Origin of the sequence: Pimelobacter simplex, assembly GCF_024662235.1 — a bacterium.
Classification (GTDB): Bacteria; Actinomycetota; Actinomycetes; order Propionibacteriales; family Nocardioidaceae; genus Nocardioides.
The window spans coordinates 5,136,256-5,161,595 of the sequence record NZ_CP096276.1; the positions used below are offsets into that span (position 1 = coordinate 5,136,256).

The 25,340-nt window shown below is 73.9% G+C and carries 30 protein-coding genes; 18 read left to right on the forward strand and 12 right to left on the reverse strand.

Annotation, left to right across the window (positions count from 1 at the left end):
- Nucleotides 1-6: 6 nt before the first annotated feature.
- The 3 genes from M0M48_RS25175 to M0M48_RS25185 form a co-directional block, all read right to left on the reverse strand.
- Nucleotides 7-927, reverse strand: coding sequence for an RNA polymerase sigma-70 factor (locus M0M48_RS25175; RefSeq protein ID WP_257753217.1), 921 nt, complete (start codon nt 925-927; stop codon nt 7-9).
- Nucleotides 924-1,514 carry a carboxymuconolactone decarboxylase family protein gene (locus tag M0M48_RS25180; protein ID WP_215814064.1) on the reverse strand — a complete coding sequence of 197 codons (591 nt, stop codon included), beginning with the start codon at nt 1,512-1,514 and terminating at the stop codon, nt 924-926. The genes M0M48_RS25175 and M0M48_RS25180 overlap by 4 nt, the downstream gene beginning before the upstream one ends.
- 79 nt (nt 1,515-1,593) lie before the next feature.
- Nucleotides 1,594-2,562, reverse strand: a complete 969-nt coding sequence (locus M0M48_RS25185; RefSeq protein WP_257753218.1) for a GlxA family transcriptional regulator — start codon at nt 2,560-2,562, stop codon at nt 1,594-1,596.
- 119 nt (nt 2,563-2,681) lie between these two features.
- Between M0M48_RS25185 and M0M48_RS25190 the strand changes: the two genes are divergently transcribed.
- The gene (locus tag M0M48_RS25190; protein WP_257753219.1) at nt 2,682-3,272 is read left to right on the forward strand and encodes a cysteine hydrolase family protein; all 591 of its coding nucleotides are present in this window, start codon (nt 2,682-2,684) and stop codon (nt 3,270-3,272) included.
- 5 nt (nt 3,273-3,277) lie between these two features.
- Here M0M48_RS25190 and M0M48_RS25195 read toward each other — a convergent pair whose 3' ends face one another.
- From M0M48_RS25195 to M0M48_RS25205, 3 genes are read right to left on the reverse strand one after another with little or no spacing between them, the layout of a single operon-like run.
- Entirely contained in the window at nt 3,278-3,883 is a 606-nt protein-coding gene (locus M0M48_RS25195) for a DUF305 domain-containing protein (RefSeq protein ID WP_215814061.1), read from the reverse strand.
- A gap of 52 nt (nt 3,884-3,935) precedes the next feature.
- Nucleotides 3,936-4,355 carry a DUF6153 family protein gene (locus M0M48_RS25200; RefSeq protein ID WP_257753220.1) on the reverse strand — a complete coding sequence of 140 codons (420 nt, stop codon included), beginning with the start codon at nt 4,353-4,355 and terminating at the stop codon, nt 3,936-3,938.
- Nucleotides 4,345-5,136 (reverse strand): hypothetical protein, encoded by a 792-nt coding sequence (locus tag M0M48_RS25205; RefSeq protein WP_215814059.1) that lies wholly within the window; start codon nt 5,134-5,136, stop codon nt 4,345-4,347. Before M0M48_RS25205 ends, M0M48_RS25200 begins: the two co-directional genes overlap by 11 nt.
- A 73-nt stretch (nt 5,137-5,209) precedes the next feature.
- Between M0M48_RS25205 and M0M48_RS25210 the strand changes: the two genes are divergently transcribed.
- From M0M48_RS25210 to M0M48_RS25220, 3 genes are read left to right on the forward strand one after another with little or no spacing between them, the layout of a single operon-like run.
- A complete protein-coding gene (locus M0M48_RS25210; RefSeq protein WP_215814058.1) occupies nt 5,210-5,608 on the forward strand; it encodes an ArsR/SmtB family transcription factor in 399 nt (132 codons plus the stop codon).
- Nucleotides 5,605-6,234, forward strand: a complete 630-nt coding sequence (locus tag M0M48_RS25215; RefSeq protein ID WP_257753221.1) for a cation diffusion facilitator family transporter — start codon at nt 5,605-5,607, stop codon at nt 6,232-6,234. Before M0M48_RS25210 ends, M0M48_RS25215 begins: the two co-directional genes overlap by 4 nt.
- A gap of 44 nt (nt 6,235-6,278) precedes the next feature.
- Nucleotides 6,279-7,208, forward strand: a complete 930-nt coding sequence (locus M0M48_RS25220; RefSeq protein ID WP_215814056.1) for a cation diffusion facilitator family transporter — start codon at nt 6,279-6,281, stop codon at nt 7,206-7,208.
- Nucleotides 7,209-7,223: 15 nt separating this feature from the next.
- On the opposite strand, the gene M0M48_RS25225 is transcribed toward M0M48_RS25220, so the two are convergent.
- Together M0M48_RS25225 and leuE are read right to left on the reverse strand one after the other, a co-directional pair.
- Entirely contained in the window at nt 7,224-8,063 is an 840-nt protein-coding gene (locus tag M0M48_RS25225) for a hypothetical protein (protein ID WP_215814055.1), read from the reverse strand.
- A 67-nt stretch (nt 8,064-8,130) separates the two neighbouring features.
- Entirely contained in the window at nt 8,131-8,796 is a 666-nt protein-coding gene (gene leuE, locus M0M48_RS25230) for a leucine efflux protein LeuE (RefSeq protein WP_257753222.1), read from the reverse strand.
- A gap of 81 nt (nt 8,797-8,877) precedes the next feature.
- Between leuE and M0M48_RS25235 the strand changes: the two genes are divergently transcribed.
- Nucleotides 8,878-9,477, forward strand: a complete 600-nt coding sequence (locus tag M0M48_RS25235; protein WP_257753223.1) for a dihydrofolate reductase family protein — start codon at nt 8,878-8,880, stop codon at nt 9,475-9,477.
- 12 nt (nt 9,478-9,489) lie between these two features.
- On the opposite strand, the gene M0M48_RS25240 is transcribed toward M0M48_RS25235, so the two are convergent.
- Nucleotides 9,490-10,203 carry a cache domain-containing protein gene (locus M0M48_RS25240; RefSeq protein ID WP_215814052.1) on the reverse strand — a complete coding sequence of 238 codons (714 nt, stop codon included), beginning with the start codon at nt 10,201-10,203 and terminating at the stop codon, nt 9,490-9,492.
- Nucleotides 10,200-10,946: a FadR/GntR family transcriptional regulator gene (locus M0M48_RS25245; RefSeq protein WP_215814051.1), complete on the reverse strand. Its 747-nt coding sequence runs from the start codon at nt 10,944-10,946 to the stop codon at nt 10,200-10,202. The genes M0M48_RS25240 and M0M48_RS25245 overlap by 4 nt, the downstream gene beginning before the upstream one ends.
- Nucleotides 10,947-11,102: 156 nt before the next feature.
- Here M0M48_RS25245 and M0M48_RS25250 point away from each other — a divergent pair, with 156 nt between their 5' ends.
- Genes M0M48_RS25250 through M0M48_RS25270 form a run of 5 tightly spaced genes read left to right on the forward strand, consistent with a single transcriptional unit; the run spans nt 11,103 to nt 16,545 of the window.
- Complete coding sequence (locus M0M48_RS25250) at nt 11,103-12,185, forward strand: ABC transporter ATP-binding protein (protein WP_257753224.1); 1,083 nt, start codon at nt 11,103-11,105, stop codon at nt 12,183-12,185.
- A 55-nt stretch (nt 12,186-12,240) separates the two neighbouring features.
- Entirely contained in the window at nt 12,241-13,422 is a 1,182-nt protein-coding gene (locus M0M48_RS25255; protein WP_257753225.1) for an extracellular solute-binding protein, read from the forward strand.
- Nucleotides 13,423-13,424: 2 nt separating this feature from the next.
- On the forward strand, nt 13,425-14,342 hold the full coding sequence (locus M0M48_RS25260) for an ABC transporter permease (protein ID WP_215814048.1): 918 nt from the start codon (nt 13,425-13,427) through the stop codon (nt 14,340-14,342).
- On the forward strand, nt 14,342-15,142 hold the full coding sequence (locus M0M48_RS25265; protein WP_215814047.1) for an ABC transporter permease: 801 nt from the start codon (nt 14,342-14,344) through the stop codon (nt 15,140-15,142). The genes M0M48_RS25260 and M0M48_RS25265 overlap by 1 nt, the downstream gene beginning before the upstream one ends.
- A 59-nt stretch (nt 15,143-15,201) precedes the next feature.
- Entirely contained in the window at nt 15,202-16,545 is a 1,344-nt protein-coding gene (locus M0M48_RS25270; RefSeq protein ID WP_257753226.1) for an NAD-dependent succinate-semialdehyde dehydrogenase, read from the forward strand.
- Between the two features lie 18 nt (nt 16,546-16,563).
- On the opposite strand, the gene M0M48_RS25275 is transcribed toward M0M48_RS25270, so the two are convergent.
- Nucleotides 16,564-16,782 (reverse strand): hypothetical protein, encoded by a 219-nt coding sequence (locus M0M48_RS25275; protein ID WP_215814045.1) that lies wholly within the window; start codon nt 16,780-16,782, stop codon nt 16,564-16,566.
- Nucleotides 16,783-16,863: 81 nt separating this feature from the next.
- Nucleotides 16,864-17,157: a hypothetical protein gene (locus tag M0M48_RS25280; protein WP_215814044.1), complete on the reverse strand. Its 294-nt coding sequence runs from the start codon at nt 17,155-17,157 to the stop codon at nt 16,864-16,866.
- Nucleotides 17,158-17,267: 110 nt separating this feature from the next.
- Here M0M48_RS25280 and M0M48_RS25285 point away from each other — a divergent pair, with 110 nt between their 5' ends.
- From M0M48_RS25285 to M0M48_RS25320, 8 genes are read left to right on the forward strand one after another with little or no spacing between them, the layout of a single operon-like run.
- Complete coding sequence (locus M0M48_RS25285) at nt 17,268-18,011, forward strand: LLM class flavin-dependent oxidoreductase (RefSeq protein ID WP_257753227.1); 744 nt, start codon at nt 17,268-17,270, stop codon at nt 18,009-18,011.
- A complete protein-coding gene (locus M0M48_RS25290) occupies nt 18,008-18,379 on the forward strand; it encodes a YybH family protein (protein ID WP_257753228.1) in 372 nt (123 codons plus the stop codon). The genes M0M48_RS25285 and M0M48_RS25290 overlap by 4 nt, the downstream gene beginning before the upstream one ends.
- 12 nt (nt 18,380-18,391) lie before the next feature.
- Nucleotides 18,392-19,372, forward strand: a complete 981-nt coding sequence (locus tag M0M48_RS25295; protein WP_215814041.1) for an LLM class flavin-dependent oxidoreductase — start codon at nt 18,392-18,394, stop codon at nt 19,370-19,372.
- The gene (locus tag M0M48_RS25300; protein WP_257753229.1) at nt 19,369-20,580 is read left to right on the forward strand and encodes an amidase; all 1,212 of its coding nucleotides are present in this window, start codon (nt 19,369-19,371) and stop codon (nt 20,578-20,580) included. Before M0M48_RS25295 ends, M0M48_RS25300 begins: the two co-directional genes overlap by 4 nt.
- A complete protein-coding gene (locus M0M48_RS25305; protein WP_257753230.1) occupies nt 20,577-21,791 on the forward strand; it encodes a DUF1116 domain-containing protein in 1,215 nt (404 codons plus the stop codon). The genes M0M48_RS25300 and M0M48_RS25305 overlap by 4 nt, the downstream gene beginning before the upstream one ends.
- Nucleotides 21,788-22,663, forward strand: a complete 876-nt coding sequence (locus M0M48_RS25310; RefSeq protein ID WP_257753231.1) for an FAD binding domain-containing protein — start codon at nt 21,788-21,790, stop codon at nt 22,661-22,663. Before M0M48_RS25305 ends, M0M48_RS25310 begins: the two co-directional genes overlap by 4 nt.
- The gene (locus M0M48_RS25315; RefSeq protein WP_151580257.1) at nt 22,660-23,127 is read left to right on the forward strand and encodes a (2Fe-2S)-binding protein; all 468 of its coding nucleotides are present in this window, start codon (nt 22,660-22,662) and stop codon (nt 23,125-23,127) included. Before M0M48_RS25310 ends, M0M48_RS25315 begins: the two co-directional genes overlap by 4 nt.
- Nucleotides 23,124-25,328 carry a xanthine dehydrogenase family protein molybdopterin-binding subunit gene (locus M0M48_RS25320; protein ID WP_257753232.1) on the forward strand — a complete coding sequence of 735 codons (2,205 nt, stop codon included), beginning with the start codon at nt 23,124-23,126 and terminating at the stop codon, nt 25,326-25,328. The genes M0M48_RS25315 and M0M48_RS25320 overlap by 4 nt, the downstream gene beginning before the upstream one ends.
- Nucleotides 25,329-25,340 lie beyond the last annotated feature (12 nt).

A 25,340-nucleotide genomic window follows, 5' to 3' on the forward strand; every position in this document is an offset into this window, starting at 1 on the left:
GTCACCCTAGGGGGCGGAATCCCCGGGTTCGGCGGGGGTGGTGGACGCCTCGGTGCGGGTGAGCGGCCACTCCTGGTCGAGCGCGGTGAGCTTGGCCGGGTTGCGGACCGCGAGGATCCGGGTGATCCGGCCCTGCTCGACGACCAGGCTCACCGCGGTGAGCTCGCCGTCGGCGTCGATCAGCGCGGCGGGCGCCCCGTTGAGCCAGGTCGGCGAGATGGTCGCGGTGGGGGCGAGGAGGGCGAAGTTCGCCAGCAGGCGGGCCACCGGCTCCGCCCCGGTCAGCGGCTTGCGGATCGCCTGGGCGACCCCGCCGCCGTCGGCGAGCATGACCACGTCGGGTGCGAGCGCGTCGAGCAGCCCCTGGATGTCGCCGGTCCGCACCGCGCCGAGGAAGCGGTCGACGACGGCCTGCTGCTCGCCGCGCCCGACGTCCTGGCGGGGGCGGCGGGCGGCGACGTGGTTGCGGGCGCGCAGCGCGATCTGGCGTACGGCGGCGGGCGTCTTGCCCACCGCCTCGGCGATCTCGTCGTACGGCATGTCGAAGACCTCGCGCAGCACGAACACCGCCCGCTCGGCGTGCCCGAGCGTCTCGAGCACGGTGAGCATCGCCATCGACACGCTCTCGGCGAGCTCGACGTCGTCGGCGACGTCGGGGGCGGTGAGCAGCGGCTCGGGCAGCCACTCGCCGACGTAGTCCTCGCGCCGGCGGGCCAGCGTGCGCAGCCGGTTGAGCGACTGCCGGGTGACGATCCGGACCAGGTACGCGCGGGCGTCGCGCACCTCGGTCCGGTCGACGTCGGCCCACCGCAGCCAGGTCTCCTGCACGACGTCCTCGGCGTCGGCCGCGGAGCCGAGCATCTCGTAGGCGACGGTGAAGAGCAGGTTGCGGTGGGTGACGAAGGGATCGGCGTCCCGAGAGGTCATGCCGGCGAGCCTACGGTGGGGCGCTCGGCCAGCGGGGCCAGGCCGCAGGCCGACGCGAAGCCCTCGGACTCGATGCCGAGCGCGGTGTTGGAGCGGGTGGTCAGGTTGGCGAACCCGATCACGTTGGTCAGCTCGATCAGCCCGGCCGGCCCGAGCGCGGCGAGGAGCGGCTCGACCATCTCGTCGGTCACCGTCGGGGGCGTCTGGCTCGCCGCCTCGGCGTACTCCAGGACCTGGCGCTCCAGCGGTGAGAACACCGTGGCCGCCCGCCAGTTCGGGACCTGGCGCGCCTTGTCGAGGTCGAGGCCCTTGTCCTTGGCCATGAAGTAGTTGAAGTCGAGGCACCACGAGCAGCCGACGAGCGAGGCGACCGCCATGTGCGCGTAGGTCTTGAGGGTCTCGTCGCAGGTGTCCCACTTCTGCAGCTTCTGGCCGTAGGACATGCTCGCCTTGAGAGCCGGCTGGTGGTGCCACAGCACCCCGATCGACTCCGGCACGCTGCCGAACATCTTGCCGGCGAACTTCTTGACGAGGGCGCCGTAGAGGCCGGTGATCGGGGCGGCGGGGATGCGGGCGGTGCTGGTCATGTCGTCCTCCGTGGTGGTGCTGGTGGGTGGTCGAGCATGAAGACACCGGCCGCGCGCCGCATGTGACAACCCGCTCCCGTCACCCCGGTACGACGGCCCGCGCGGCGAAGTCGGAGCGGTAGCGCGTGGGCGTCACGCCGAGGGCCGCGACGAAGTGGGAGCGCAGCCGCGGCGCGGTGCCGAAGCCCGCGTGACGCGCCACCTCGTCCACCGCGAGGTCGGTGGTCTCGAGCAGGTCCTGGGCGCGCGCGACCCGCTGCGCGACGAGCCACGGATGGACGCTCGTGCCGGTGCGCGCGCGGAACGCGCGGGTGAAGGAGCTGCGGCTCATGCACGCGTGCGCGGCCAGGTCGTCGATGCCGAGCGGGATGTCGAGCGCGCCGGCGGCCCAGGCCATGGCGCGCGCGATGGGGTCGTCGCCGGGCTCGGGGACCGGCGCCTCGATGTACTGCGCCTGGCCGCCGGCCCGGTGCGGGGCCGCGACGATCCGGCGGGCGACCTGGTTGGCGACGGACTGGCCGGCCCGCTGGGCCAGGACGTAGAGGCAGGTGTCGACGCTCGCGGTGGCGCCGGCGCCGGTGATCACCGCGCCCGCGTCGACGTACAGCTCCTCGGGGCGCAGGTCGACCTCGGGGAACCGGCGGCGGAACACCGCCTCCCACTTCCAGTGCGTGGTCGCGGCGCGGCCGTCGAGCAGGCCGGCGTCGGCGACGACGAACGAGCCCAGGCACAGCCCGACCACCCGGGCCCCGCGGTCGTGGGCGAGCCGGAGCGCGTCGAGGACCGGCTCCGGTGCGGACCGGTGCGGGTCGTGCCACCACGGCATCACCACGATGTCGGCGCGCTCGACGACGTCGAGGCCGTGCGCGACCCCGATCGCGTAGCCGGCCGAGGTCGCCACCGGTCCGGGCCGGACCGCGGCCACGTCGATCGGCCAGGGCTCCATCTCGCCGGCCGGCTCCTCGCCGCCCCAGACCAGGGACGGCACGGACAGGTGGAACGGGCTGATCCCGTCGGCCGCGATGACGGCGACGCGGGGTGCGGGCACCGGGGGCTCCTCTCGGCTCGCGCTCGGCCGATCTCGGCGAGCACTGACCCGATCTGGTCTGTTGGGTGCGATTCGGGTCAGCCACCATGGAAGCACCCCATCGACCGAGAGGAAAACCGATGACCTCGATCCCGCTGCGCGCGCTCGACGGCAGCGCCGACGTCCCCGCGACGCTCGCCGAGTCGGCCGTCGTCCTGATCGACTACCAGAACACCTACACGACCGGCGTGATGGAGCTGACCGGCTGGGACCCGGCCCTCGACCAGGCCGCCGACCTCCTCGCCCGGGCCCGGGCGGCGGGGGCTCCGGTGATCCACGTGCAGCACGACTCCGGCCCGGGCAGCCCGTACGACATCACGGCGCCGATCGGCCGGATCCACGACCGGGTCGCCCCGGTCGCGGGCGAGGAGGTGGTCACCAAGACCGCGCCCAACTCGTTCGTCGACACCCCGCTCGCCGACCTGATCGCGGCGACCGGACGCCGGCAGGTGGTGCTGGCCGGCTTCATGACCCACATGTGCGTGACGTTCACCGCCGAGGGCGCCGCGCTGCGCGGGTACGACCTCACGGTGGTCGCCGACGCCTGCGCGACCCGGGCGCTGCCGAGCGCGGCCGGCGACGTACCTGCGGAGCAGCTCCATGCCGCTGCCCTGGCGACCATCGGCGATGCCTATGGTGCCGTCGTCGGGTCCGCCGCCGACCTGCGGTAGCCGGCTCAGCCCTGGCCGAGCAGCTCCTTCATCGTGGCGATCTCCGCGGCCTGGGCCTCGACGATCGCCTTCGCGAGGGCGACGGCGTCGGCGTACCGGCCGTCGGCCTGCTCGGCGCGGGCCATGGTGATCGCGCCCTCGTGGTGCTCGATCATCATCGTCATCCAGAGCCGCGGGAAGTCCTCGTCGGAGGACTCCTCGAGCTCGGTCATGTCGGCGCCGGACATCATCCCGTCCATGTCGTGACCCGCGTTGGCGTGGTCCATCGCGGTGGCCGGGATGTCCTTGCCCCAGTCGGTGAGCCAGGTCGTCATCGTCTCGACTTCGGGGGTCTGGGCGGCCTGGACCTGGTCGACGAGGGCCCGGACCTCCGGCGGGAGCGGACGGTCCTGGGCGAGCAGCGCCATCTGCAGCGCCTGGGCGTGGTGCGGGATCATCGCGGTCGCGAAGGCGACGTCGGCGGCGTTGAAGACGTCGCCGTTGCGGGCGGTCTCGACCGCGGCCGGCTCCTGCTTCGCGTCGTCGGAGTCCGAGCCGCAGGCGGCCAGGCCCAGGGCGAGGGTGATCGCGCCGGTGGCGGAGGCCAGCCGGCGAAGGGTCGTGCGGTGCATTGCTTCTCCTGATGAGGTTGTCGGTGTCGTGCGTGCTGGGGGCGAACCCCGCTCAGCAGCGCTGGACCGACAACCGGAAGAGATCAGGAGGATCGCGGAACCGGGCCGCCCGCGCGATCAGCACCCGCCACCGGGTGGGGGCGGGGCGCAGCGCGAGCAGCGGGCGGCCGCGGCTGAGCAGCCCGGCCGCGAGCCCGGCCGCGGCCAGGACGAGCAGGGCCAGGCAGAGCTCGGCCATGGTGCCGCTGTGGCCGCCGCCGCTCCCGTCGTCGGTCCCGTCGCCGGTCCCGTCGTGGTGACCGGTGCTGCCGGCGTCGTGCCCGGCCATGGTCGCCATGGCCGCCGTCGCCGCCGGCAGCGTCGCGGAGGCGACGCCGTGGTCGGCCATCCCGTGCATGGCGAACAGCCCGGCCAGCGCCGCGAGCGCGACGAGCACCCGGCGCAGCAGCAGGCCGCCGTGCTCAGGGCGCATAGTCGAGGCCGAGCCCGGCCATCGCGGCGGCGAGCCGGTCGAGCGCGATCGGGCCGACGCCGTGGAGCGCGGCCAGGTCGGCGCGGCGCCAGCCGCTGACCGCTTCGAGGGTGTGGACGTCGACTGCGCGCAGCGCTCGGGTGGCAGGGGCGCCGATGGTGCGCGGCAACGGCGTGCCCGTACGACGGGGCGCGCGCTCGCGCGGTCCGTCCTCGTGGTCGAGGACGGCCTCGCCGCGGGGCGAGAGCCGGTAGCCGATCGCGAGCGACTCGGTCAGCCCACGCTCCTTGAGCTTGCGCACGTCCTTCTTGAAGTCGGGCGTCTCGCGGCCCAGCTCGGCAGCGAGGTCGGGGGCGCGGACCTCGGGGTTGCGGTCGATGATGCGCAGCGTGGTCCGGGTCCAGGGGCCGATCGGCGAGGCCGCGTCGAGCCGGTCGAGGCCGGTGAGGATGGTGCCGATCTCGGCCGCGTCGGGGAGGGCCGCGCGCAGCGCCTCGCGGGGATCGGCGCCGCCGTAGGTGAGGCCGACGCGGAAGATCGGGCGCTCCGCCCGGGCCGCGAGCGCCTGCTTGAGCGCGGTGAGCGAGGCGGCGCCGGCCCGGCGGGCGTCCTCGGCCCGGAGCCGGGAGAGGGCGACCTCCTCGACGCTGACCACCTCGACCACGCCGACCGCCGTACGGAGCCGGGTGCCGACCTTGACCCGCGGTCGGTCCCAGCGGCGGAAGGCCAGGTCGACGGTGCCCGCGCGCACGCCCTCGAGCTCGGCCGGTCGCATCATCACGGACCCGAGCATAGGAGGCGGGGGCGAGGGCCGGGGGTTGACTCTCGTCGTCGATCGGTGATTACATCGCCACATGGCGATGAATCAGACCGTGGCGGAGCCGACCGTGACGACGGCGGAGAACGAGGCCGACGCGCTCGTCGCGGCCGCGTGCCTGCTGCACGGGCTCAGCGACCCCAACCGGCTCGCGATCCTGCAGCACCTCGCCCTCGGCGAGCACCGGGTCGTCGACCTCACCGCCCACCTCGGCCTCGCCCAGTCGACGGTCTCCAAGCACCTGGCCTGCCTGCGCGACTGCGGGCTGGTCGTCTCGCGCCCCAGCGGCCGGGCCTCGGTGATCTCGCTGGCCCACCCCGAGCTGACCCGCGACATCCTGCGCGCCGCCGAGCGGCTGCTGGCGGCGACCGGCTCGGCCGTCGTGCTGTGCGAGAACTTCGGTCCCGCCGCGCTGCACACCCTGGACGAGCAGTGACGCTCACCATCGGCCCCGCGCCGTCGCTCCCCGACCCCCGCCTGGTCCGCCGGGCGCGGCTGCTGGCCGCCACCTCGGTGAGCTACAACGTCGTCGAGGCCGTGATCGCGGTCAGTGCCGGACTGGTCGCCGGCTCGGTCGCGCTCGTCGGCTTCGGCCTCGACTCGATGGTCGAGGTGTCGAGCGGACTCGTGGTGCTGTGGCAGTTCCGGCACCCCTTCCCGGCCTCGCGCGAGCGGACGGCGCTGCGCCTGATGGCGCTCTCCTTCTTCGCCCTCGCGGCGTACGTCGGCGTCGAGTCCACGCGCGCCCTGGTCGGCGGGCACGAGCCCGACCCGTCCACGGTCGGCATCGTGCTGGCCGCGGTGTCGCTGGCCGTGATGCCGTTCCTGTCCTGGGCCCAGCGCCGGACCGGACGGGCGCTCGGCTCCGCCGCCGTCGTCGCCGACGGCACCCAGACCCTGCTCTGCACCTGGCTCTCCGCCGCCCTCCTCACCGGCCTGCTCCTCAACGCGCTGCTCGGCTGGACCTGGGCCGACCCGGTCGCCGGGCTGGTGATCGCGGCGGTCGCGGTCCGCGAGGGCATCCAGGCCTGGCGCGGCGAGGGCTGCTGCGCCACCTGCTGAACCCCCCAGCACGCACTACAGACGACGGACGAGAGGGAAGAGACGTGGGAGTCGGACACGGTCACGGACACCAGGCAGGTGCCGCCGGGACGAGCGGCCATGCCGGAGCGCGCCACCGCTGGCGGCTGGCGGTCTCCTTCGGCCTGATCGCGACGTTCTTCGTCGTCGAGCTGGTCGTCGGCATCATCAGCGGCTCGCTCGCGCTGATCTCGGACGCCGGCCACATGGCCGCCGACGTGGTGGCGCTCGGCGCCGCGCTGGTCGCGACCAAGATCGCGACCCGGGCCGACAGCAGCGGACGGCGTACCTACGGCTCCTACCGGGCCGAGGTCTTCGCCTCCGGTCTGGCGGTGCTGATGATGCTCGGCGTCGCCGCCTACGTCGTGGTCGAGGCGATCGGCCGGATCGGCGACTCCCCGGACGTCGAGACCGGCCCGATGCTCGTCGTCGGCTTCCTCGGCCTGGTCGTCAACGTCATCGCGCTCCTGCTGCTGCGCAGCGGCGCGAAGGACTCCCTCAACGTCAAGGGCGCCTACTTCGAGGTCATCGCCGACACCGCCGGCAGCGTCGGCGTCATGGTCGCCGGCGGCCTGATCCTGCTGACCGACAACAGCATCTGGGACACCGTGGTCGCCTTCGCGATCGGCGCCTTCGTCGCGGTCCGGGCGGTCATGCTCGGCCGCGAGGTGCTCGCGGTCCTCGGCCAGCACGTCCCCGCGGGCCTCGACATCGACGAGGTGACGGGCGCGCTCGGCGGGCTCGACGGCGTCCGCGACGTCCACGACCTGCACGCCTGGACGCTGACCTCCGGCATGAACGTCGCCACCGCGCACCTGGTGCTCCTCGACGGTGCCGACGGGGCCGGCGTCCTGCGCGAGGGGCAGGTGCTGCTGCGCGAGCGGTTCCAGATCGAGCACGCCACGCTGCAGATCGAGGGGCACCGCTCGGCGGCCTGCGACGCCGTCACCTGGTAGCGGCCGGGCCGGTCCTCACCACTCCCAGCGGGCGTCGATGCGGCCCGGGCCGAAGGCGGTCTGGCGCTCCATCAGGCTGCGCCCGCCGGCCAGCTCGACCGGCCACTCGTAGCCGGCGCCGTCCTCGGTGAACCCGAGCCAGCACCGCCGGGGCAGGCAGTCGGGGTGGAAGCGCACCCAGAGCAGCGCCTCCTCGAGGGCCGATCCCGTCGCCAGGCTGTAGGACGTGTCGAGGTCCAGCCCGCGGTGGGTGAGCTCGATCTCGGTGACCACCTGCTCGTCGCGCGCCAGGGGCCGGTCGAACAGCAGCTCCAGCGACTGGATGCCGCCCTCGAGCTGGGTGCTCTCGCCGGTCCGGCAACCGCCCAGGGCACGGACCACGAGGTCATCGGTCCCGGGGTCGCCGTGGTAGTAGAGCGTCTCCTTCTCCACCCCGTCGCGCGTCGCGACCAGCACCGTGCGTGCCACGGCCGAGGCGATCTCGCGGTGCGCCCCGACGTCCACGACGATGTGGGCCGAGGCCCGGAACAGGAACGACTCGCTCTGGAGGGGCTCGCTGGTCTCCACGCCGACGAGGTCGTTGAACGGCACCGCGTCGAGCGTCTTCCGCTGCAGGGTGCTGGGGATCCGGCCGAGCAGGTCGCCCTCGTCGAGCCCGAGGATCGCCTCCAGCTCGGGGATGGCCTCGAGGGACGTCTGGCGCTGCGGCATCCGCTGCCCCGAGCGCCAGTACGACAGCGCGGACAGCGAGACCGAGTGCCCGCGGTCCGTCAGCCGCTCGCGCAGGTCGGCCAAGGTGGCGCCGCGGCGCTCCATCGCCGCCGCCATGACCTCGCCGAAGCTGTCCGTGTCCATGCGTTCCCCCCGGAGGAGGTGTCCCCCGGAGGCACGCTCGGCAAACGCCGCGGGCTCAGCCGCGGGCTCAGCCGCGGGCCAGCGACAGCTTGACCGCGAAGCCGAGGAACACCGCGCCGACCGCCGAGGTCGCGCCCGCCGAGAGCACCTTGCGGCGCCGGAAGGCCGCCGCGAGGCGGGTGCCGAAGAAGATCAGCGCGCTCAGGTAGGCCACGCTCGCGACCTGGGCGAGCGTGCCCAGGACCAGGAACGACAGCGCCGGGTGGGCGTAGGCCGGGTCGACGAACTGCACGAAGAAGGCGACGAAGAACAAGATCGCCTTGGGGTTGAGCAGGCTGATCACCAGGGCCCGGCGGTAGGGCCGCTCGCCCGGGGTGGCCGGCGCCGCGGCATCGGCGGCATCGGCCGCCACCTCCGCGACCGTACGCCGCGAGCGCCAGGTCGCCAGCGCCCCGCGCAGCATGGTGAAGGCCAGCCAGCCGAGGTAGGTCGCGCCCGCGAACTTCACGATCGAGAAGGCGAGGTCGTTGGCCTTGAGCAGCGAGGCGACGCCCGCCGCGGACAGCGTCATCAGCACCGCGTCGCCGGTCCACACGCCGGCGGCGGCGCGGTAGCCGTCGCGGGCGCCGCGGCGGGCCGCCACGGAGAGGACGTAGAGCGAGTTGGGGCCGGGCAGCAGGATGATCAGGATCAGCCCGACGAGGTACGTCGAGAGGTCGGTGATGCCCAGCACGCGGTCGATCCTCCCACGCAGGTGCCCCGGTCTCCCACTCGTTTGCGATGAGTCCGGGCCCGTCCGGCGGTCCACCCCCTCATGAGCATCGTGACTGCGGACCTCACCACCTCCGCCGACGGCTTCGGCGCCGCCGCCGACCAGACCCTCGAGCACCCCTTCGGCTCGATCGACCAGAGCCGGATGCACGGCTGGATGTTCGACCACGCCGAGGACAACGCCGACGAGGTCGCCGGGATCCTCGACGCCGGCGCGTTCGTCATGGGGCGCAACATGTTCAGCCCCGACCGCGGGCCCTGGGACCTCGCCTGGCGCGGCTGGTGGGGCGAGGAGCCGCCGTACCGGGCGCCGGTGTTCGTGCTGACCCACCACGAGCGGGAGCCGCTGGAGATGTCCGGCGGCACCACCTTCCACTTCGTCACCGACGGCCCGGCCGCCGCGCTGGAGCGGGCGCGCGAGGCGGCGGGGGAGCGCAACGTGTCGATCGCCGGCGGGGCCGGCACGGTCAACACCTACCTCGCGGCGGGCGCGATCGACGAGCTGCGGGTGCACGTGGCGCCGTTCGTCTCCGGGCTGACCACGGGGTCCCGGCTCTTCGCGGGGCTGCCGGCGCTCGACCTGGTGCCGGTCTCGGCGCGGAGCACGCCGTACGTCACGCACCTGGTCTACGGCCGGGCCTGACCCGGCCGGGCCTCAGTCGTCGAGGGCGACCACGGCGAGCGGCAGGTCGCCGATCCGCTGGTCGGCAGGCAGGGTCGCGAGGTCGACGCCGTCGAGCAAGTCGCCGCACAGGTGCCGGCCGCTGTTGCTGGACAGGATCCGGCCGAAGCTGTTGACGACCGCGATCCGGGTGTCAGCGCTGCGCAGGGCGGGCAACAGCGCCTGCTCGGCGTTCTTGACCGCGATGTCGGCACCCGCGACCCCGCAGAACCGACCCTCGACGAGGACCGGGGCGGTGAACGTGAGGGTGTACTCCTCGGTGCAGAGGTAGTCGACGTAGGGCCCGGTCACGTGGGTCCGCCCGGTGTCGCGGGGCACGACGTACCAGGGCAGGTGCTCGTAGTCGTAGAACCCGATCGCCTGGGGCTCGGAGTGGGTGAGCAGGCGCTGGGGGCGGCCGTCGGGGGCGCGGGCGAACCACTCGAGCCACCACTCGGCGTCGCCGAGCAGGTTCGGGGCGGCGACGAAGCCGGCACCCTGGACGGGCTGCCCGGCGTCGGCGAGCACGGGGACGACGAGCGGCTCGACGACGGCGAGGTCGCTGCGCCGCGGCCCGGGGCGCGGGGCCCGGGCCAGGGCGGGGGCCACCGCCTCGGCGATCCGGTCGGCGAGGCCGAGGGCGTGGGTGGCGAGCCCGGTGACGGCGTCCGCCACGCGGGTCACGTCGGTCAGGGTCGGTGCGGTCATGAGGCAGCCTCGCTCAGCTGGTAGTCGATGAGGCGGGCGGTGGAGTCGGCCACCCGCTGCTCGGCCGCCTCGCGGGCGGCGTGGGGATCGCGGTCGGCGATGGCCGCCACGACGGCCCGGCAGCTGCGGACCATCTGGGCGTGGCTGTCGTCGTCGCCGAAGGCGAGCCAGAGGAGGGTGCCGAACTCCGCCTGGAGCGTGACCTCCTCGTGGTAGAGCCGCGGCGACTGGGCGGCCGCCGCGACCTCGATGTGGAACTGCGCGTCGGCCCGGCGCCGGGCGTCCGGCTTGACGGCGTCGGCGAGGACGACGGCGACCCGGTGCAGCCGGTCGACGTCGTCAGGGCTGGAGCGGCGCGCGGCGAGGGCCGCGCTGGCGCCGCAGATGGCGGCGTAGACGTCGCCGAGGTCGCGCAGCTCACCGAGGCTGAAGCCGTCGAGCCGGCGCCGGGCGAGGTGGCTGATGCCGTCCTCGGGGGTGCGCACGAAGCTGCCGCCGCCGCGTCCCCGGCGGGTCTCGATGAGCCCCTCGGAGCGCAGCACCGAGAGCGCCTCGCGCACGGTGACGGTGGAGACGCCGAAGATCCCGGCGAGGTCGAGCTCACCGGGCAGCTGCTCGGCATCGGGGAGCAGGCCGAGCGCGATCGCGTCGGTGAGCCGCCGGACGACGAGCTCCGAGCGACTGAGCGACTCCAGCGGTGAGAACACCGCTGCTGATGCGCGTCCGTAGAACGGCACGGCCACCGTTTCCCCTCCTGTCCCGAGCCCCCGGGTCGGGGCTCGACGAGCGCGGACCGGGTCTCGATCCGGGTCCATCTTGCCCGACCCTCTTGTGCTTTGAACTCTGAAGTCATATGTTATCGCACCATCCACCCCGGATGAGACGAAAGGCACACTGTGATGTCACTCTCGACCAGCGCTCCCGTCGAGGCGGACGAGGTCGTCGAGGTCCCCGCGATCTCGGTTCGCGGCCTGCGCAAGACGTTCGGCAACGTCACCGCGGTCGACCACGTCGACATCGACATCGCCAACGGCGAGTTCTTCTCGATGCTCGGGCCCTCCGGCTCCGGCAAGACCACGGTGCTGCGGATGATCGCGGGCTTCGAGGCCCCGACCGCCGGCACGATCCGGCTCGACGGGACCGACGTGACCCGCAGCGCTCCCTTCGAGCGCGACGTGCACACGGTCTTCCAGGACTACGCGCTCTTCCCGCACATGAGCGTGCTCGACAACGTCGGCTACGGCCTGCGGGTGCGCGGCATGGGCAAGAAGGAGCGCCGCGAGCGGGCCGGCCAGGCGCTCGACAAGGTCCGGCTCGGCCACCTCGGCGACCGCCGCCCGAGCCAGCTCTCCGGCGGCCAGCGCCAGCGGGTCGCGCTCGCCCGGGCGATCGTCCTGGAGCCGCGGGTGCTGCTCCTCGACGAGCCCCTCGGTGCGCTCGACCTCAAGCTGCGCGAGCAGATGCAGGTCGAGCTCAAGCAGCTCCAGCGCGACCTCGGCATCACCTTCGTGTTCGTCACCCACGACCAGGAGGAGGCGCTCACCCTCAGCGACCGGATCGCCGTCTTCGACGCCGGCCGGATCCAGCAGCTCGGCACCCCGCGCGAGATCTACGAGAACCCCGCCTCGGCGTACGTCGCCGGCTTCGTGGGGACGACGAACCTGCTCGACGCCGCGACCTCCCAGCGCCTCCTCGGCACGGCCGAGGAGCACGCGGTCCGCCCCGAGCGGCTCCGCCTGTCCGCCGCCTCCGACACCGCGCCGGCCGAGCCCGGCGAGGTCCGTCTCGACGCGACGGTCGTCGAGACCATCTACCTCGGCACCGGCAACCGGGTGCACCTGCGCACCGCCGACGGCGTCGAGCTCGTCGCTCTCGAGCAGTCCACCGGCGCCGCCGCCGGTCACGAGGTCCGTGGGGACCGGGTGACCGTCCGGTTCGCCCGCGCGGACGTCGTCCGCCTCACCGCCGCGCCGGCCTCCTGACCCGGCCTTCCAGCTCCCTCCCCTCCAGCAACCCAACGAGAAAGCGGAGAACCCGATGAAAACCACCCTCCGACGCGGCCGTGTGGCCGCGGCGTGCCTGACCCTGCTGTCGGTCTCCGTGCTGTCGGCCTGCGGCAGCGGCGACAGCGACAAGAAGACCGAGGCCGTCGAGAAGCTCGGCAAGACCGAGGGCCAGGTCTCGATCCTGGCCTGGCCCGGCTACGTCGAGGACGGCAGCAACGACCCCAAGGTCGACTGGGTCTCCGCCTTCGAGAAGGACACCGGCTGCCAGGTGACCAGCAAGGTCTACGGCACCTCCGACGAGGCGCTCAACCTCGCCAAGTCCGGTGAGTACGACGTCATCGCCGCCTCCGGCGACCTGTCGCTGCGGTTGATCGCCTCGGACGAGGCCCAGCAGATCAACACCGACCTGGTCCCCAACTACAAGAACGTCTACGACTTCCTCAAGGACACCGAGTGGAACTCGGTGGACGGCAAGAACTACGGCGTCCCCCACGGCTACGGCGCCAACCTGCTCATGTTCAACAAGAAGGACTTCCCCGAGGCGCCGACCTCGTGGGGCGCGGTCTTCGAGAAGGACCAGCTCGCCAAGAACAAGGGCAAGGTCACGGCGTACGACTCGCCGATCTACATCGCCGACGCCGCGCTCTACCTGATGAAGACGCAGCCCGACCTCGAGATCACCAACCCCTACGCGCTCGACGCGGACCAGCTCGCCGCGGCGACCGCGCTGCTCAAGGAGCAGCGCCAGTACGTCGGCGAGTACTGGTCGGACTACCTCAAGGAGGTGCAGGCCTTCGAGACCGGCAACTCGGTCGTCGGCACCACCTGGCAGGTGATCAAGAACAGCATCGAGAACAAGGACGTCGAGGTCACCCTGCCCACCGAGGGCGCGACCGCGTGGAACGACACCTGGATGCTGTCGTCGCAGGCGAAGAACCCCAACTGCGCCTACAAGTGGATGGACTACATCCTCAGCCCCAAGGCCAACGCGCAGGCGACCGAGTACTTCGGCGAGGCGCCCAACAGCCCGCAGGCCTGCGCCGAGACGACCGACCCGAAGCACTGCGACACCTTCCACGCCGGTGACGAGGAGTACGCCAAGCAGCTCTGGTTCTGGCGCACCCCGATCAAGAAGTGCCTCGACGGCCGTACCGACGTGGAGTGCACCGACTACGCCCAGTGGACCCAGGCGTGGACGGAGATCAAGGGCTGATCATGGCCACCACCGACGTCACCGACGCCCGGCCCGACCAGGCCCCGGCCCCCGCACTGCGGGGGCCGGTGGCCCGGCCGGGGTCCCGGCTGCTGCACCGCTGGGTGTGGCTGCGCCTGAGCCTCCTGCTCTCCGCGCCCCTCGCCTGGATGCTCCTCGTGTACGTCGTCGCGCTCGCGGCGCTGCTGGTCACCTCGCTGTGGTCGGTGGACAGCCTCAGCAGCGAGATCGACCGCACCTGGACGCTCGACAACTTCCGCACGCTCCTCGACAACGAGGTCTACCGCAAGGTCGCGCTGCGCACCGTCGGCGTCGCCGCCGCGGTCACCGTCATCGACGTCGCGATCGCGCTGCCGATCGCCTTCTACATGGCCAAGGTCGCCTCCCCGCGAGCGCGGCGGATGCTCGTCGTCGCGGTGCTCACGCCGCTGTGGGCGAGCTACCTGGTCAAGGTCTTCGCCTGGCGCGTCGTCCTCTCCGAGGGCGGCCTGGCCGAGTGGAGCCACCTCGGCTCGCCCGGCTACGGCCTCACCGCGGTGATCATCGCGCAGTCCTACATCTGGCTGCCCTACGTCATCCTGCCGATCTTCGCGGCGCTGGAACGGGTCCCCGACTCGCTGCTCGAAGCGGCCGGCGACCTCGGCGCCCCCAGCCGGATGGTCGTGCGCACCGTCGTCCTCCCGCTGCTGGTCCCCGGCATCGTCGCCGGCGCGATCTTCAGCTTCTCGCTGACCATGGGCGACTACATCACCGTCAACATCGTGGGCGGCGCGAGCCAGATGCTCGGCAACCTGATCTTCATCAACGCCGGTGCGGCCAACAACCTGCCGCTCGCCGCGGCCATCGCGATGATCCCGATCGTGGTGATGCTCGTGCTGCTGACCGCCATCCGTCGTACGGGCGCACTGGAGAACATGTAATGACCCTGAGCCGCACCACCCGGCGCCTGCTCGCCGGCCTCACGTTCGCCGTCCTGGCGCTGATCTACCTGCCGCTGCTCGTGGTGGTCGTCAACTCGGTCAACCCGAGCCAGTCGATGACCTGGCCTCCCGACGGCGTCACCTTCGAGTGGTGGCGCCGGGCCGCGCACAGCGCCGGTGCCCGGGACGCGCTGGTGACCAGCCTCCAGGTGGCCGTCATCGCGACGGCGCTCGCGCTGGTCCTCGGCACCCTGCTCGCCCTGGCGCTGCAGCGCTACTCGTTCTTCGGCAAGCACTCGGTCAACCTGCTGGTGATCCTGCCGATCGCGCTGCCGGGCGTGGTCACCGGCATCGCGCTCAACAACGGCTTCAAGGGGATCCTCGGCGTCGACCTGTCGCTGTGGACGATCGTCGTGGCGCACGCGACGTTCTGCATCGTGACCGTCTTCAACAACGTGCAGGCGCGGTTGCGCCGGATGGGGACGAGCCTCGAGGAGGCCTCGGCCGACCTCGGCGCGGGGGTGCTGACGACGTTCCGGCTGATCACGCTGCCGCAGCTGCGCTCGGCATTGCTGGCGGGTGGCATGCTTGCCTTCGCGCTCAGCTTCGACGAGATCATCGTGACGACCTTCACGGCCGGCAACGGTGCCACCACCCTCCCGATCTGGATCCTGAACAACATGTTCCGTCCCAACCAGGCCCCCGTGGTCAACGTGGTCGCGGTGGTCCTGATCGTGTTCTCGATCATCCCGGTGTGGTTGGCCCAGCGCCTGTCCTCGGACGTCGAGGCCGCCCGCTGAACGCAGCACCACCCCGCACGTACGCACCGCCCGCTCAGACCTTCCCGAAGGAGCACCCCATGACCGAGTACGCCGTCCGCAACCCCGCCACCGGTGAGCTGGTGGAGACCTTCCCGACCGCGACCGACGCCCAGGTCGGCGCCGCGGTCGACGCCGCCAGCGCGGCCTACGACAGCTGGGGCCGGACCTCGAGCGTGGCCGAGCGTGCCGCGCTCATCCGCCGCGTCGCCGAGCTCCACCGCGAGCGCCGTACCGAGCTCGCCGCGGCGATGACCGAGGAGATGGGCAAGGCGCCGGCCGACGCCGAGGGCGAGGTCGACTTCTCGGCCGCGATCTACGACTTCTACGCCGACAACGCCGAGAAGTTCCTCGCCGACGAGTCGATCGACCTGCTCGACGGCACCGGCACCGCGGTCATCAAGCGCTCGCCGGTCGGGGTGCTGCTGGGGATCATGCCGTGGAACTACCCGGTCTACCAGATCGCCCGCTTCGCCGGCCCCAACCTCACCACCGGCAACACGATCGTGCTCAAGCACGCGCCCCAGTGCCCGCGCTCGGCCGCGATCCAGGAGCAGATCTTCCGCGACGCCGGCTACCCCGAGGGTGCCTACGTCAACGTCTACGCCACCAACGAGCAGATCGCCGACGTCATCGCCGACCCGCGGGTCCAGGGTGTCTCGCTGACCGGCTCCGAGCGGGCCGGTGCGGCCGTCGCCGAGATCGCCGGGCGCCACCTCAAGAAGGTCGTCCTCGAGCTCGGTGGCTCCGACCCCTTCATCCTGCTCTCCAGCGACGACCTCGACGCCACCGTCGAGGCCGCCGTCGCCGCCCGCCTCGAGAACACCGGCCAGGCCTGCAACGCCGGCAAGCGCTTCGTCGTCGTCGACGACCTGTACGACGACTTCGTCGCCCGCTTCACCGACGCCCTGCTCGCCGCCTCGCCCGGCTCGCCACTCTCGTCCCAGACCGCCGCCGACAACCTGGCCCGCCAGGTCGACGAGGCCGTCGCCGGCGGCGCCTCGCTCGCCACCGCGGGCGAGCGCCAGGGCGCGTTCTTCCCGACCGGCGTGCTCTCGGGCATCGAGACCGGCAACCCGGCGTACCGCCAGGAGCTGTTCGGCCCGGTCGCCATGGTGTTCCGCGCCAGCGACGAGGACGACGCCGTACGGATCGCCAACGACACGCCCTACGGCCTCGGCTCCTACGTCTTCACCACCGACGCCGCCCAGGCCGAGCGGGTCGCCGACCGGATCGACGCGGGCATGGTCTTCGTCAACGGCGTGGGCCTCGAGGGAGCCGAGCTGCCCTTCGGCGGCATCAAGCGCTCGGGCTTCGGCCGCGAGCTGGGCCGCTTCGGCATGGAGGAGTTCGTCAACAAGAAGATGATCCGCACCAACGGCTGATCGTCACCGCACCGGACCTCAGCCCGCGGTCGGGTACGCCGCCCGCCAGCCCTGGCTCAGCACGTCGAGCAGGCCGGGGACGTCCTCGGCCGCGAGCTGAAAGGTCCCGGTGCACACGTTGTCGCGCCACAGCGACAGCACCACCACCTCGGCCTCCGTGTGCCAGCTGACCCGGAGCGCGCGACCGTCGCCGCGGGCGTCGAGGTAGGCGTCGCCCGCGCGGGGGAGAGGCTGCACCCGTCGCGTCCGCACCGCCCCATCATGCGTCGGACCGGGCCGCCTTGTCACCGGATCCGGCGCAGCCGCCGGTCCGCCCGCTCAGCCCAGGCCCTGGTGCGCCGCCCACAGCTCGCCGGCCCGTCCGGCGGCCGCGGCCACCAGGGCGGCGAGCTCGGGCCGGTCCGGGACCGGGAACGAGACGTAGGCGCCCCGCCCGCCCGCGACCGGGCGACCGTAGGCCTTCGCGGCGAGGCGGCCGTCGGGCAGCAGCCGGACGTTGAGCGTGAGGAGCACGAACTCCTCGTCGCGGCGTACGTCGGTCCAGCGGAGGTCCTCCGGGATCGTCACGTTGATCGCCAGGGCACTGACCTCGGGGGCGGTCGCGTCGCTCACCCGGGTGATCGTGCCAGGCCGCGGCCGGTGTTGCACGGACGTCAACGACGCTGGGCCGAGGGGGCCGCGCGTCCTTAGGTTCACTGCCACCGCACGGCAGGAGGACCGGGATGAGATTCGGCGTCAGCACCCACGGGCACGGCGCGGCGGCGACGCAGGTCGTGGTCGCGGCGCGGCTCGCGGCGCAGGCCGGGTTCGACACGGTCGGCGTGGCCGGGCCGAGTGCGGACGTGGTCGCCTCGTGGATCGCGGCGACGACGACCCGGGTCCGGATCCGCGCGGCGCTGGGTGCCGCCGTACCGGCGGACCCGCACCGGTGGGCCACCATCGACGCCCTCTCCGGCGGCCGCCTCGACCTCGCCGCCGAGGACCCCGCCGTCCTCGCGGCGCTCGGCCGGGCCTGGGCCGGCAGCACCGAGCCGCTGCTGCCGGTGCAGAGCCCGCACCCGCCGCTCGCCCTCGCCGGCGACCCCGTCCGGGCCGGACGGCACCGGCTGCCGCTGTACGCCGTCGTCGAGGACGACCGTGCCGGGGACCTGGTGGACGCCTACCGCCAGGCCTGGGACGCCGGCCGGCCGCTGTCCGGTGTCGCGCCCTCGGGCGACCTGACGATCGCGCTCCCGGTGCCGGACGGCTCCGCCGCGCTCCTCGCGAGCGTCGCGCACCTGGCGACGCTCGGTGTCGCCGAGCTGACCTGGCGCCTCGAGCCCGGCGACGAGAGCCGGCGGATCGCCGCCCTGGCCGCCCACCTCCCGGTGCTGCGCGCGGAGGCGGAGCGCCGGCACCCGTCCGTGTCCGGCGGTCCCGCCGGAGCGACGCCTCCCTTCCCGCTGCCCGATCGGAGCCTGCGATGAGCCATGACCTTCCTGCGGACCTGCGCGACCTCGTCGGCCGGCTCGACGACGGGCTGCGCACCGGCGACCTTGCCGCCGTCGCGGCGCTGTGCGACCCGGACCCGTCGATCACGTTCTACGACGTCGACGGCCACCTCTACCGCGGCGCCCGGCACTGGGCCCGGCGTCCGCCGCTGCCCGCGGGGCGGCCCCGGCTCGACGACGTCGCCCCGGAGGTCACCGTCCGCGGCCCCCTCGCGCTCGTCACCTGGAGCGGCGCCGAGGTCGCCCGCGCCACCGCGCTCGTCGTCCGGCGCCCAGGCGGCTGGCGCGTCGTCCACCTGCACCACTCGCCCGCGACCCCCGGCCCTCGGCCGGGCAACATCTGAGAGGCCCGCGCCATGAAGATCTCCATCCGGCTCAGCAGCGACCTGAGCCCCGAGCGGGTGCTCGAGGGCGCCGACGGCGCGGCCGCGGCGGGCCTGTCCGGCGTCTGGCTCGCGGACAACCCGCTCGAGCGGTCTGCCCCGATCAGCGCGGCGGTCATCGCGGCTCGCCACCCCCAGCTCGACATCGGGCTCGGGATCGTCTCCGCGCGCGACCGGCACCCGGTCGTGCTGACCCAGGAGATGGTCGCGCTCCAGAGCTACACCCGCGGCCGGGTGGCGGTCGGGCTGGGCCTTCAGAGCGACGAGCACCGCAAGCTGCTCGGCCTGCCCGCCCGCAGCGGGCTCGAGCTGCTGCGCACCACGGCCGGGCTGATCACCGAGCTGTCCGCGGGCCGCGAGGTTCCCGCGCTCGGCGAGGGCGAGGGGACGATCCGGCTCAAGGTCACCGCGGACGCGCCGCTGCCGGTGTTCGTGGGCGCGATGGGTCCCAAGACGCTCGCGCTGGCCGGCGAGGTCGCCCACGGCGCCGTCCTCTCCCTCGGTACGACGGCCGCCGCCGCCCGCGACGCCCTCGGCACGGCGCGCGCGCACTTCACGCCGTCCGAGGTCGCCGACCACTTCGACGGGGTCTGCTACGTCGGCTTCGGCGGCGTGGGCGAGGGCTCCTACGCGCGGCTGGAGACGTTCGCCGCGGGCTACCTGCGGATCATCGTGGCGCACCCCTTCCTCAGCATGCTCCTCGACGGCACCGGGCTCGACCTGGCGCAGGCGGCTGAGGTCGTCGCGGCGTACGACGCCGGGACCCCGGTCCCGCGCGAGGTCGTCACCGTGATGGGCATCGGCGGCTCGCTGGAGGAGTGCCTGGACCAGCTCCAGGCGTACGCCGACGCCGGGGTCGACGACGTCGCGCTCGGCATCGGCCTGTGGAACGACACCCTGCCCGCGACCCTCGCCGACGTCGCGACCCTCGCCCGGGCCTGGTCGCAGCGATGACCCCGCTCGACGTCGCGACCGCGCTCGACCGGATCGCCGCGACCGACGCCGAGCTCGGCGCCTGGGTCGGCCCCGTCACGGACCCGGGCCCGAGCGCCGCCGGTCCGCTGTGCGGCTGGCCGCTGGGCGTGAAGGACCTGATCGACGTCCGGGGGCTGCCCACCGCCGCCGGCGCGTACGACGGCAGCGCGCCGCCGCCCGCGAGCACCGATGCCGAGGTGGTCCGCCGGCTGCGCGCCGCGGGCGCCGCGGTGCTCGGCAAGACCGAGGCCGTGGAGTACGGCTGGTTCGGCACCGTCCGGACCCGCCACCCGCGCCGCGCTGACCGCAGCCCGGGCGGCTCGTCGAGCGGCTCGGCCGCCGCGGTCGCGGCGGGGCAGGTGCGGGCCGCGCTGGGCACCCAGACCGCGGGGTCGGTGATCCGGCCGGCCGCCTACTGCGGTGTCCCGGCGGTGAAGTGGTCGCACGGCGCGGTGCCGATGACCGGCGTGATGCCGGCCAGCCCCAGCCTCGACTCCCTCGGCGCCTACGCGGCGACCGTGGCCGACCTGGTCGCGCTGAGTGCGGTCGCGCTCGACGAGGAGCCGGTCGCCCCCGACCCGGCCACCGCGGCCGGAGCCCCGGTGCTCGCGGTCGTCGAGGACGCGGCCTTCGCCGACATCGACCTGCGCGTGCGTGACCGGTTCGCCCGGGCGGTCGACGCCCTGGTCGCCCGCGGCGCCACGGTGCGGACCCTCGGCCTCGGCGGCGAGCTGCCGTGGGCCGAGTACGCCCGGGCCCACCGCACGATCATGGTCCGCGAGATCGCCACCGTGCACGCGCCGCGGCACCGCGCCGAGCCCGGCCACTTCTCGCCCTCGCTCGGTGCGGCGGTCGCGGAGGGCCTGGCGATCAGCGACGCCGACTACCGCGCCGCGCTGCGGACCCGGTCCGCCGCCCGCGCCGCCTTCGAGGCCTGCCTGGTCGGCGTGGACGCCTGCCTCACCCCGGCCGCGACGAGCCTCGCCCCGCCCGTGGGGGAGGCGGGGAGCCCGGCCTGCAACGTGCCCTTCACCCTGGCCGGACTGCCCGCGGTCGCCGTGCCGACCGCCGAGGTGGACGACGAGCTGCCGGTCGCCGTCCAGCTCGTCGGTGCGCACGGGACCGACCTGCGGCTGCTCGCCACCGCCGCCTGGTGCGCGCGCGAGACCGTGGCGGTGGGCGCGTGAACGCGCTCGCCGCGCTGGCGGCCGAGCCGGTCCACCTGGTCGGCTTCGGCCGGGCCGGCGACCTGTGGCCGGCGCTCGCCGACCCGGACGTCGTCCTCCACGCCGGACCTCCGCTGGCCGGCCGGGCGCCCACGCCCGCGATGCTCGGCGCACTCGTCGGCTGCCTGCTGTTCGACGGCCGCGCGCGCGACGCCGACCAGGCCCGCACCTTGATCGAGGACGGCACCATCACGCTCCGCTCGTGCCACGAGGTCGGCGGGGTCGGGCCGATGAGCGGCGCGGTGAGCGCCGGCGTACCGGTCGTCGTCGCCGAGCGCAGCGACGGCCGGCGGGCCTACGCCCCGGTCAACGAGGGCCTCGGCCCGGCGCTGCGGTTCGGCAACTTCGACGCCGGGACGCTGCGCCGGCTGCGCCACCTCGCCGAGGTCGTCGCCCCCGCGCTCGACCGGGCGGTCCGGGCGGCCGCGCCGATCGACCTCGTCGCCTGGCAGGCCGCCGCGCTGCGCCGCGGCGACGAGGGGCACAACCGCAACGTCGCGGCGACGTCCATGCTCGCCACCCGGCTGGCGCCGGCCGTGGTCGCCACCAACGAGACGGCCGTCGCGGTCGCGGCGCTGCGCGAGCTCGACGAGAACGCGCACTTCTTCCTGCCGCTGTCGATGGCCGCGGCCAAGGCGGCCGCCGACGCCCTCCACGACGTCGCGCCGCCCGGGATCGTCACCGCGATCGCGTCCAACGGGCACGGCACGGGCATCCGGGTCTCCGGGCTGCCGGGCTGGTTCGAGGGCACCGGGACGCTGGAGGCCGCCCAAGGCGTCGAGGGCCACGAGCCCACCGACTTCGCGCCCGCGATGGGGGACTCCCCGGTCACCGAGGTGGTCGGGCTCGGCGCGTCGGCGATGTCGGCGGCGCCCAACCTGGCCCGCACCCTCGGCTGGACGACGCAGCGCTCGCGTGAGCACGTGCTGGGCCTGCGCCGGATCAGCGACGCCGGGCACGAGCTCTTCCGGATCCCCGACCTCGACTTCGCGGCCAGCCCGTTCGCGATCTCCGTCGCGCGCGTCGTCGAGACCGGCCACGCGCCGTGCTTCACGACCGGCTTCTCGCACCGCGACCTCGGCATCGGCCGGGCCGGCTTCGGCCTGGTCCGGCTGCCGCTCCCGGCCTTCGCCGACGCGTTCGCCGCGCTGAGCCCGGACGGTGCCCGGTGAGCGCGCCCTTCCCCGTCTACCTCCCCGAGTCGTACGACGACGCGGCCGAGGTCCTCGCCGAGCACGACGGCGAGGCCCGCATCCTCGCGGGCGGGCAGTCGATGGCGGTGCTGCTGCGCCTCGGGATGGCCCAGCCGGCCGGACTGGTCAGCCTGCGCCGCTGCCCCGAGGCCGGTACGGCGTCGCCGACCCCGGCCGGCGACGCGCTGCGGATCGGCGCCCGCTACACGGTCGCGGACGCGCACGCCGATCTCTCCGGCGACTTCGCCGCGCTCCGCTCGGCGGCCGGCCAGGTCGCCTCACCGCACGTGCGCAACCTCGGCTCGGTCGTCGGCAACGTCTGCCACGCCGACCCGGCCAACGACCTCGCCGCCCCGCTGCTGTGCCACGAGACGACCGCGACCGCGCAGTCGGTCCGCGGTACCCGGACCGTCTCCCTCGGTGACCTCCTCGTCGCCCCCTACGCCCCCGCCCTCGACCCCGACGAGTACGTCGTCGACCTCGTCGTCGCACCGCGCACCGGCTGGCACGGCGCCTACCGCAAGCAGGTCTGGCGCTCCGCCGACCATCCCGTCGCCGGGGTGGCCGCCGTGCTCGACGTGCGCGACGGCGTGGTCGCGGACGCCCGGGTGGCGCTCAGCGCGACGGTCGCCGTCCCGTGCCTGCTCGACGACGTCGCCGCCGCGCTGCGCGGCGTGGCCGCCGACGCGGCCCCCGCCGTCGCGCGCGAGGCCGCGGCCGACGCGCTCGCCGGACTGGCCCTGCTGGGCGACCACGACGTGCCCGCGTCGTACCGGCGCAAGGTCGCGGCGGTCCTGGTCGGCGACGCGGTCGCCGACGCGCTCACCACCGGAGGAGGGAGCCACCGATGACCTGGGAGCTCAACGTCAACGGGGTGCCGCGCACCATCGAGGCGCCGCCGAGCGCGCTGCTGGTCGACGTGCTGCGCGACGAGCTCGGCCTGGTCGGCACCAAGGTCGGCTGCGGCATCGGCTACTGCGGCGCGTGCACCGTGCACCTCGACGGCAAGCCCGTGCACGCCTGCTGCGTGATCGCCGGGGACTGCGAGGACGCTGCCGTCGAGACCATCGAGCAGGTCAGCACGACACCCTGCGGCCGTACGGTCGTCGACGCGTTCGCCGAGAACGGCGCCATCCAGTGCGGGTTCTGCACGCCGGGCTTCGTGATGAGCACGACCGGGCTGCTCGCCGAGACCCCGGCGCCCGACGAGGCCGAGGTGCGCGACTACCTGGTCGGCAACATCTGCCGCTGCACCGGATTCACCAAGATCGTCGCCGCCGTGTGCGACGCCGCCGGACGGGAGCAGGCCCGATGACCGCCCTGACCGGCGCGCGCTTCGCCCGGGTCGACGGGCGGGCCAAGGCCTCCGGCGCGGCCGTCTACACCTCCGACACCCGGCTCGACGGGATGCTCGAGGCGGCCGTCGTCCGCTCGCCCGTGCCGCGCGCCCGGGTCCGCGGCATCGACTTCACCGCGGCGCTCGCGCTCGACGGCGTGGTCGCGGTGCTCGGCCCCGACGAGGTCGCGGACCTGCACCCGGTGCCGGTCTTCCCGGGGATGCCCGCCAACCAGCGGGTGCTCACCGCCGCCCCCATGTACGTCGGCGACGCGGTCGCCGCCGTGGTCGCCCGCGACGCCGCGACCGCCCGCGAGGCCGCCGCCCTCGTCGAGCTCGACCTCGAGGAGCTGCCGCCGCTGCTCGACCCCGCCCTCGCGCTGGGCTCGGCCGACGAGCTCTTCGCGGGCGTCCCGGGCAACGAGGCGGGCCCGCCGGTCGAGCTCGACCGTGGCGACGTGGACACCGCGATGGCCGGTGCGGCGCGGGTGTTCGTCGACGAGTACCGCCTCCAGCGCCAGTGCGCCCAGACCATCGAGCCGATGAGCTGCATCTGCGACTGGAGCGACCCGGACCGGCTGGAGGTGATCACCCACCTCGACAACGTCTTCCACTTCCGCGAGCAGCTCGCGGAGATGCTGGGCGTCGCGGAGCACGTCGTACGGATCACCGCGCCGCAGACGCTCGGCGCGACCTTCGGGCTCAAGAACGGCATCCTCACCTCGATGGAGCCGCTCTGCGCGGTGCTCTCGCGCAAGACCGGCGCACCGGTGCGGCTCGTGCTCACCGCGGAGGAGAGCATCAGCACGACGGTGACCCGGCACTCCGGCACGATCCGGCTCACCACCGGCGTCGACGCCGAGGGCACGCTGCTCGCCCGCGAGGCCGAGGTGCTGCTCGACGCGGGCGCCTACGGCTGGGGCTCGCTCGTCACGTTCAGCATGCTCGGCAAGTGGGCGACGCTCTACCGCACCGAGCACCTGCGCTTCCGCGGGCGCGGCGCCTACACCAACCACGTGCCGGCCGGCGCCTACCGCGGCGTCGGGACGGCGCAGCTGCACTTCGCGATGGAGTCCCAGATCGACGACATCGCCCGCGCGCTGGGGGAGGACCCGCTCGGCTACCGCCTGCGCCACGTGCTCCGGGTCGGTGACCCGCTGCTCAAGGGGACGCCGGTCCGGGCGCTCGGCATCGAGGAGTGCGCCGAGCGCGGAGCCGCCGCCATCGGCTGGAACGACCGGCCCGCACCCGAGCCGGACGCCCGGTTCCGGCGCGGCTACGGCGCCGCCTTCGGGCTGCACCACTCCGGCCTCAACGGCACCTTCCCCCAGATCCCCGAGCGCTCCAGCGCCCGCGCCCGGCTCCAGGAGGACGGCCGGGTCGTCGTCGACACCGCCGCGATCGACAAGGGGCAGGGCACGATCTCGACCTTCGCCGCGATCGCGGCCGACGTCTTCGGCGTCGCGATCGAGGACGTCGCGTTCTCCGCGATCGACTCGGACACCTCGCCGGTCGACTACATGGGTGCCGAGGCCAGCCGGACGACGTACGTCGCCGGGCGCGCGGTCGAGATGGCGCTCCAGGCCCTGCACACCAAGGTGGTGGCCGCAGCCGGTGGTACCGCCCCGGTCGGCCGGGCCGGACTGGCCGCGCTCGTCGCCGAGGTGGGCGTGCGGGACCTGGTCGCCGAGGCCGACTTCGTGCCCACCGACCAGGACCCGCTGCCCGTCATCGGCGCCGACTTCTGCGAGGTCGAGGTCGACACCTGGACCGGTCAGGTGCGGGTGCTCCGCTTCGTCGCCGCCCAGGACGTCGGCAAGGTGATCAACGAGCTCGGCTGCGAGGGCCAGATCGAGGGCGGCGCGCACCACGGCATCGGCTACGCGCTGACCGAGGAGCTGCTCGTCGAGGACGGCCAGCCGGTCAACGGTGACTTCGCCGGCTACCGCGTGCTCATGGCGCCGGAGATGCCCGAGATCGTGCCGATCCTGGTCGAGCACCCCGATCCCGAGGGCGGTCCCTCCGGCTCCAAGGGCATCGGCACCGGCGTCATCCCGGCCATCGCGCCGGCGGTCTGCAACGCCATCTGCGACGCCACCGGCGTCCGGCCCACCCAGCTTCCGGTGACCCCGGTCCGGCTGCTCGCCCTCATCGAGGCCGCGGCCGGCCACCCCGCCTGACCCGACACCAAC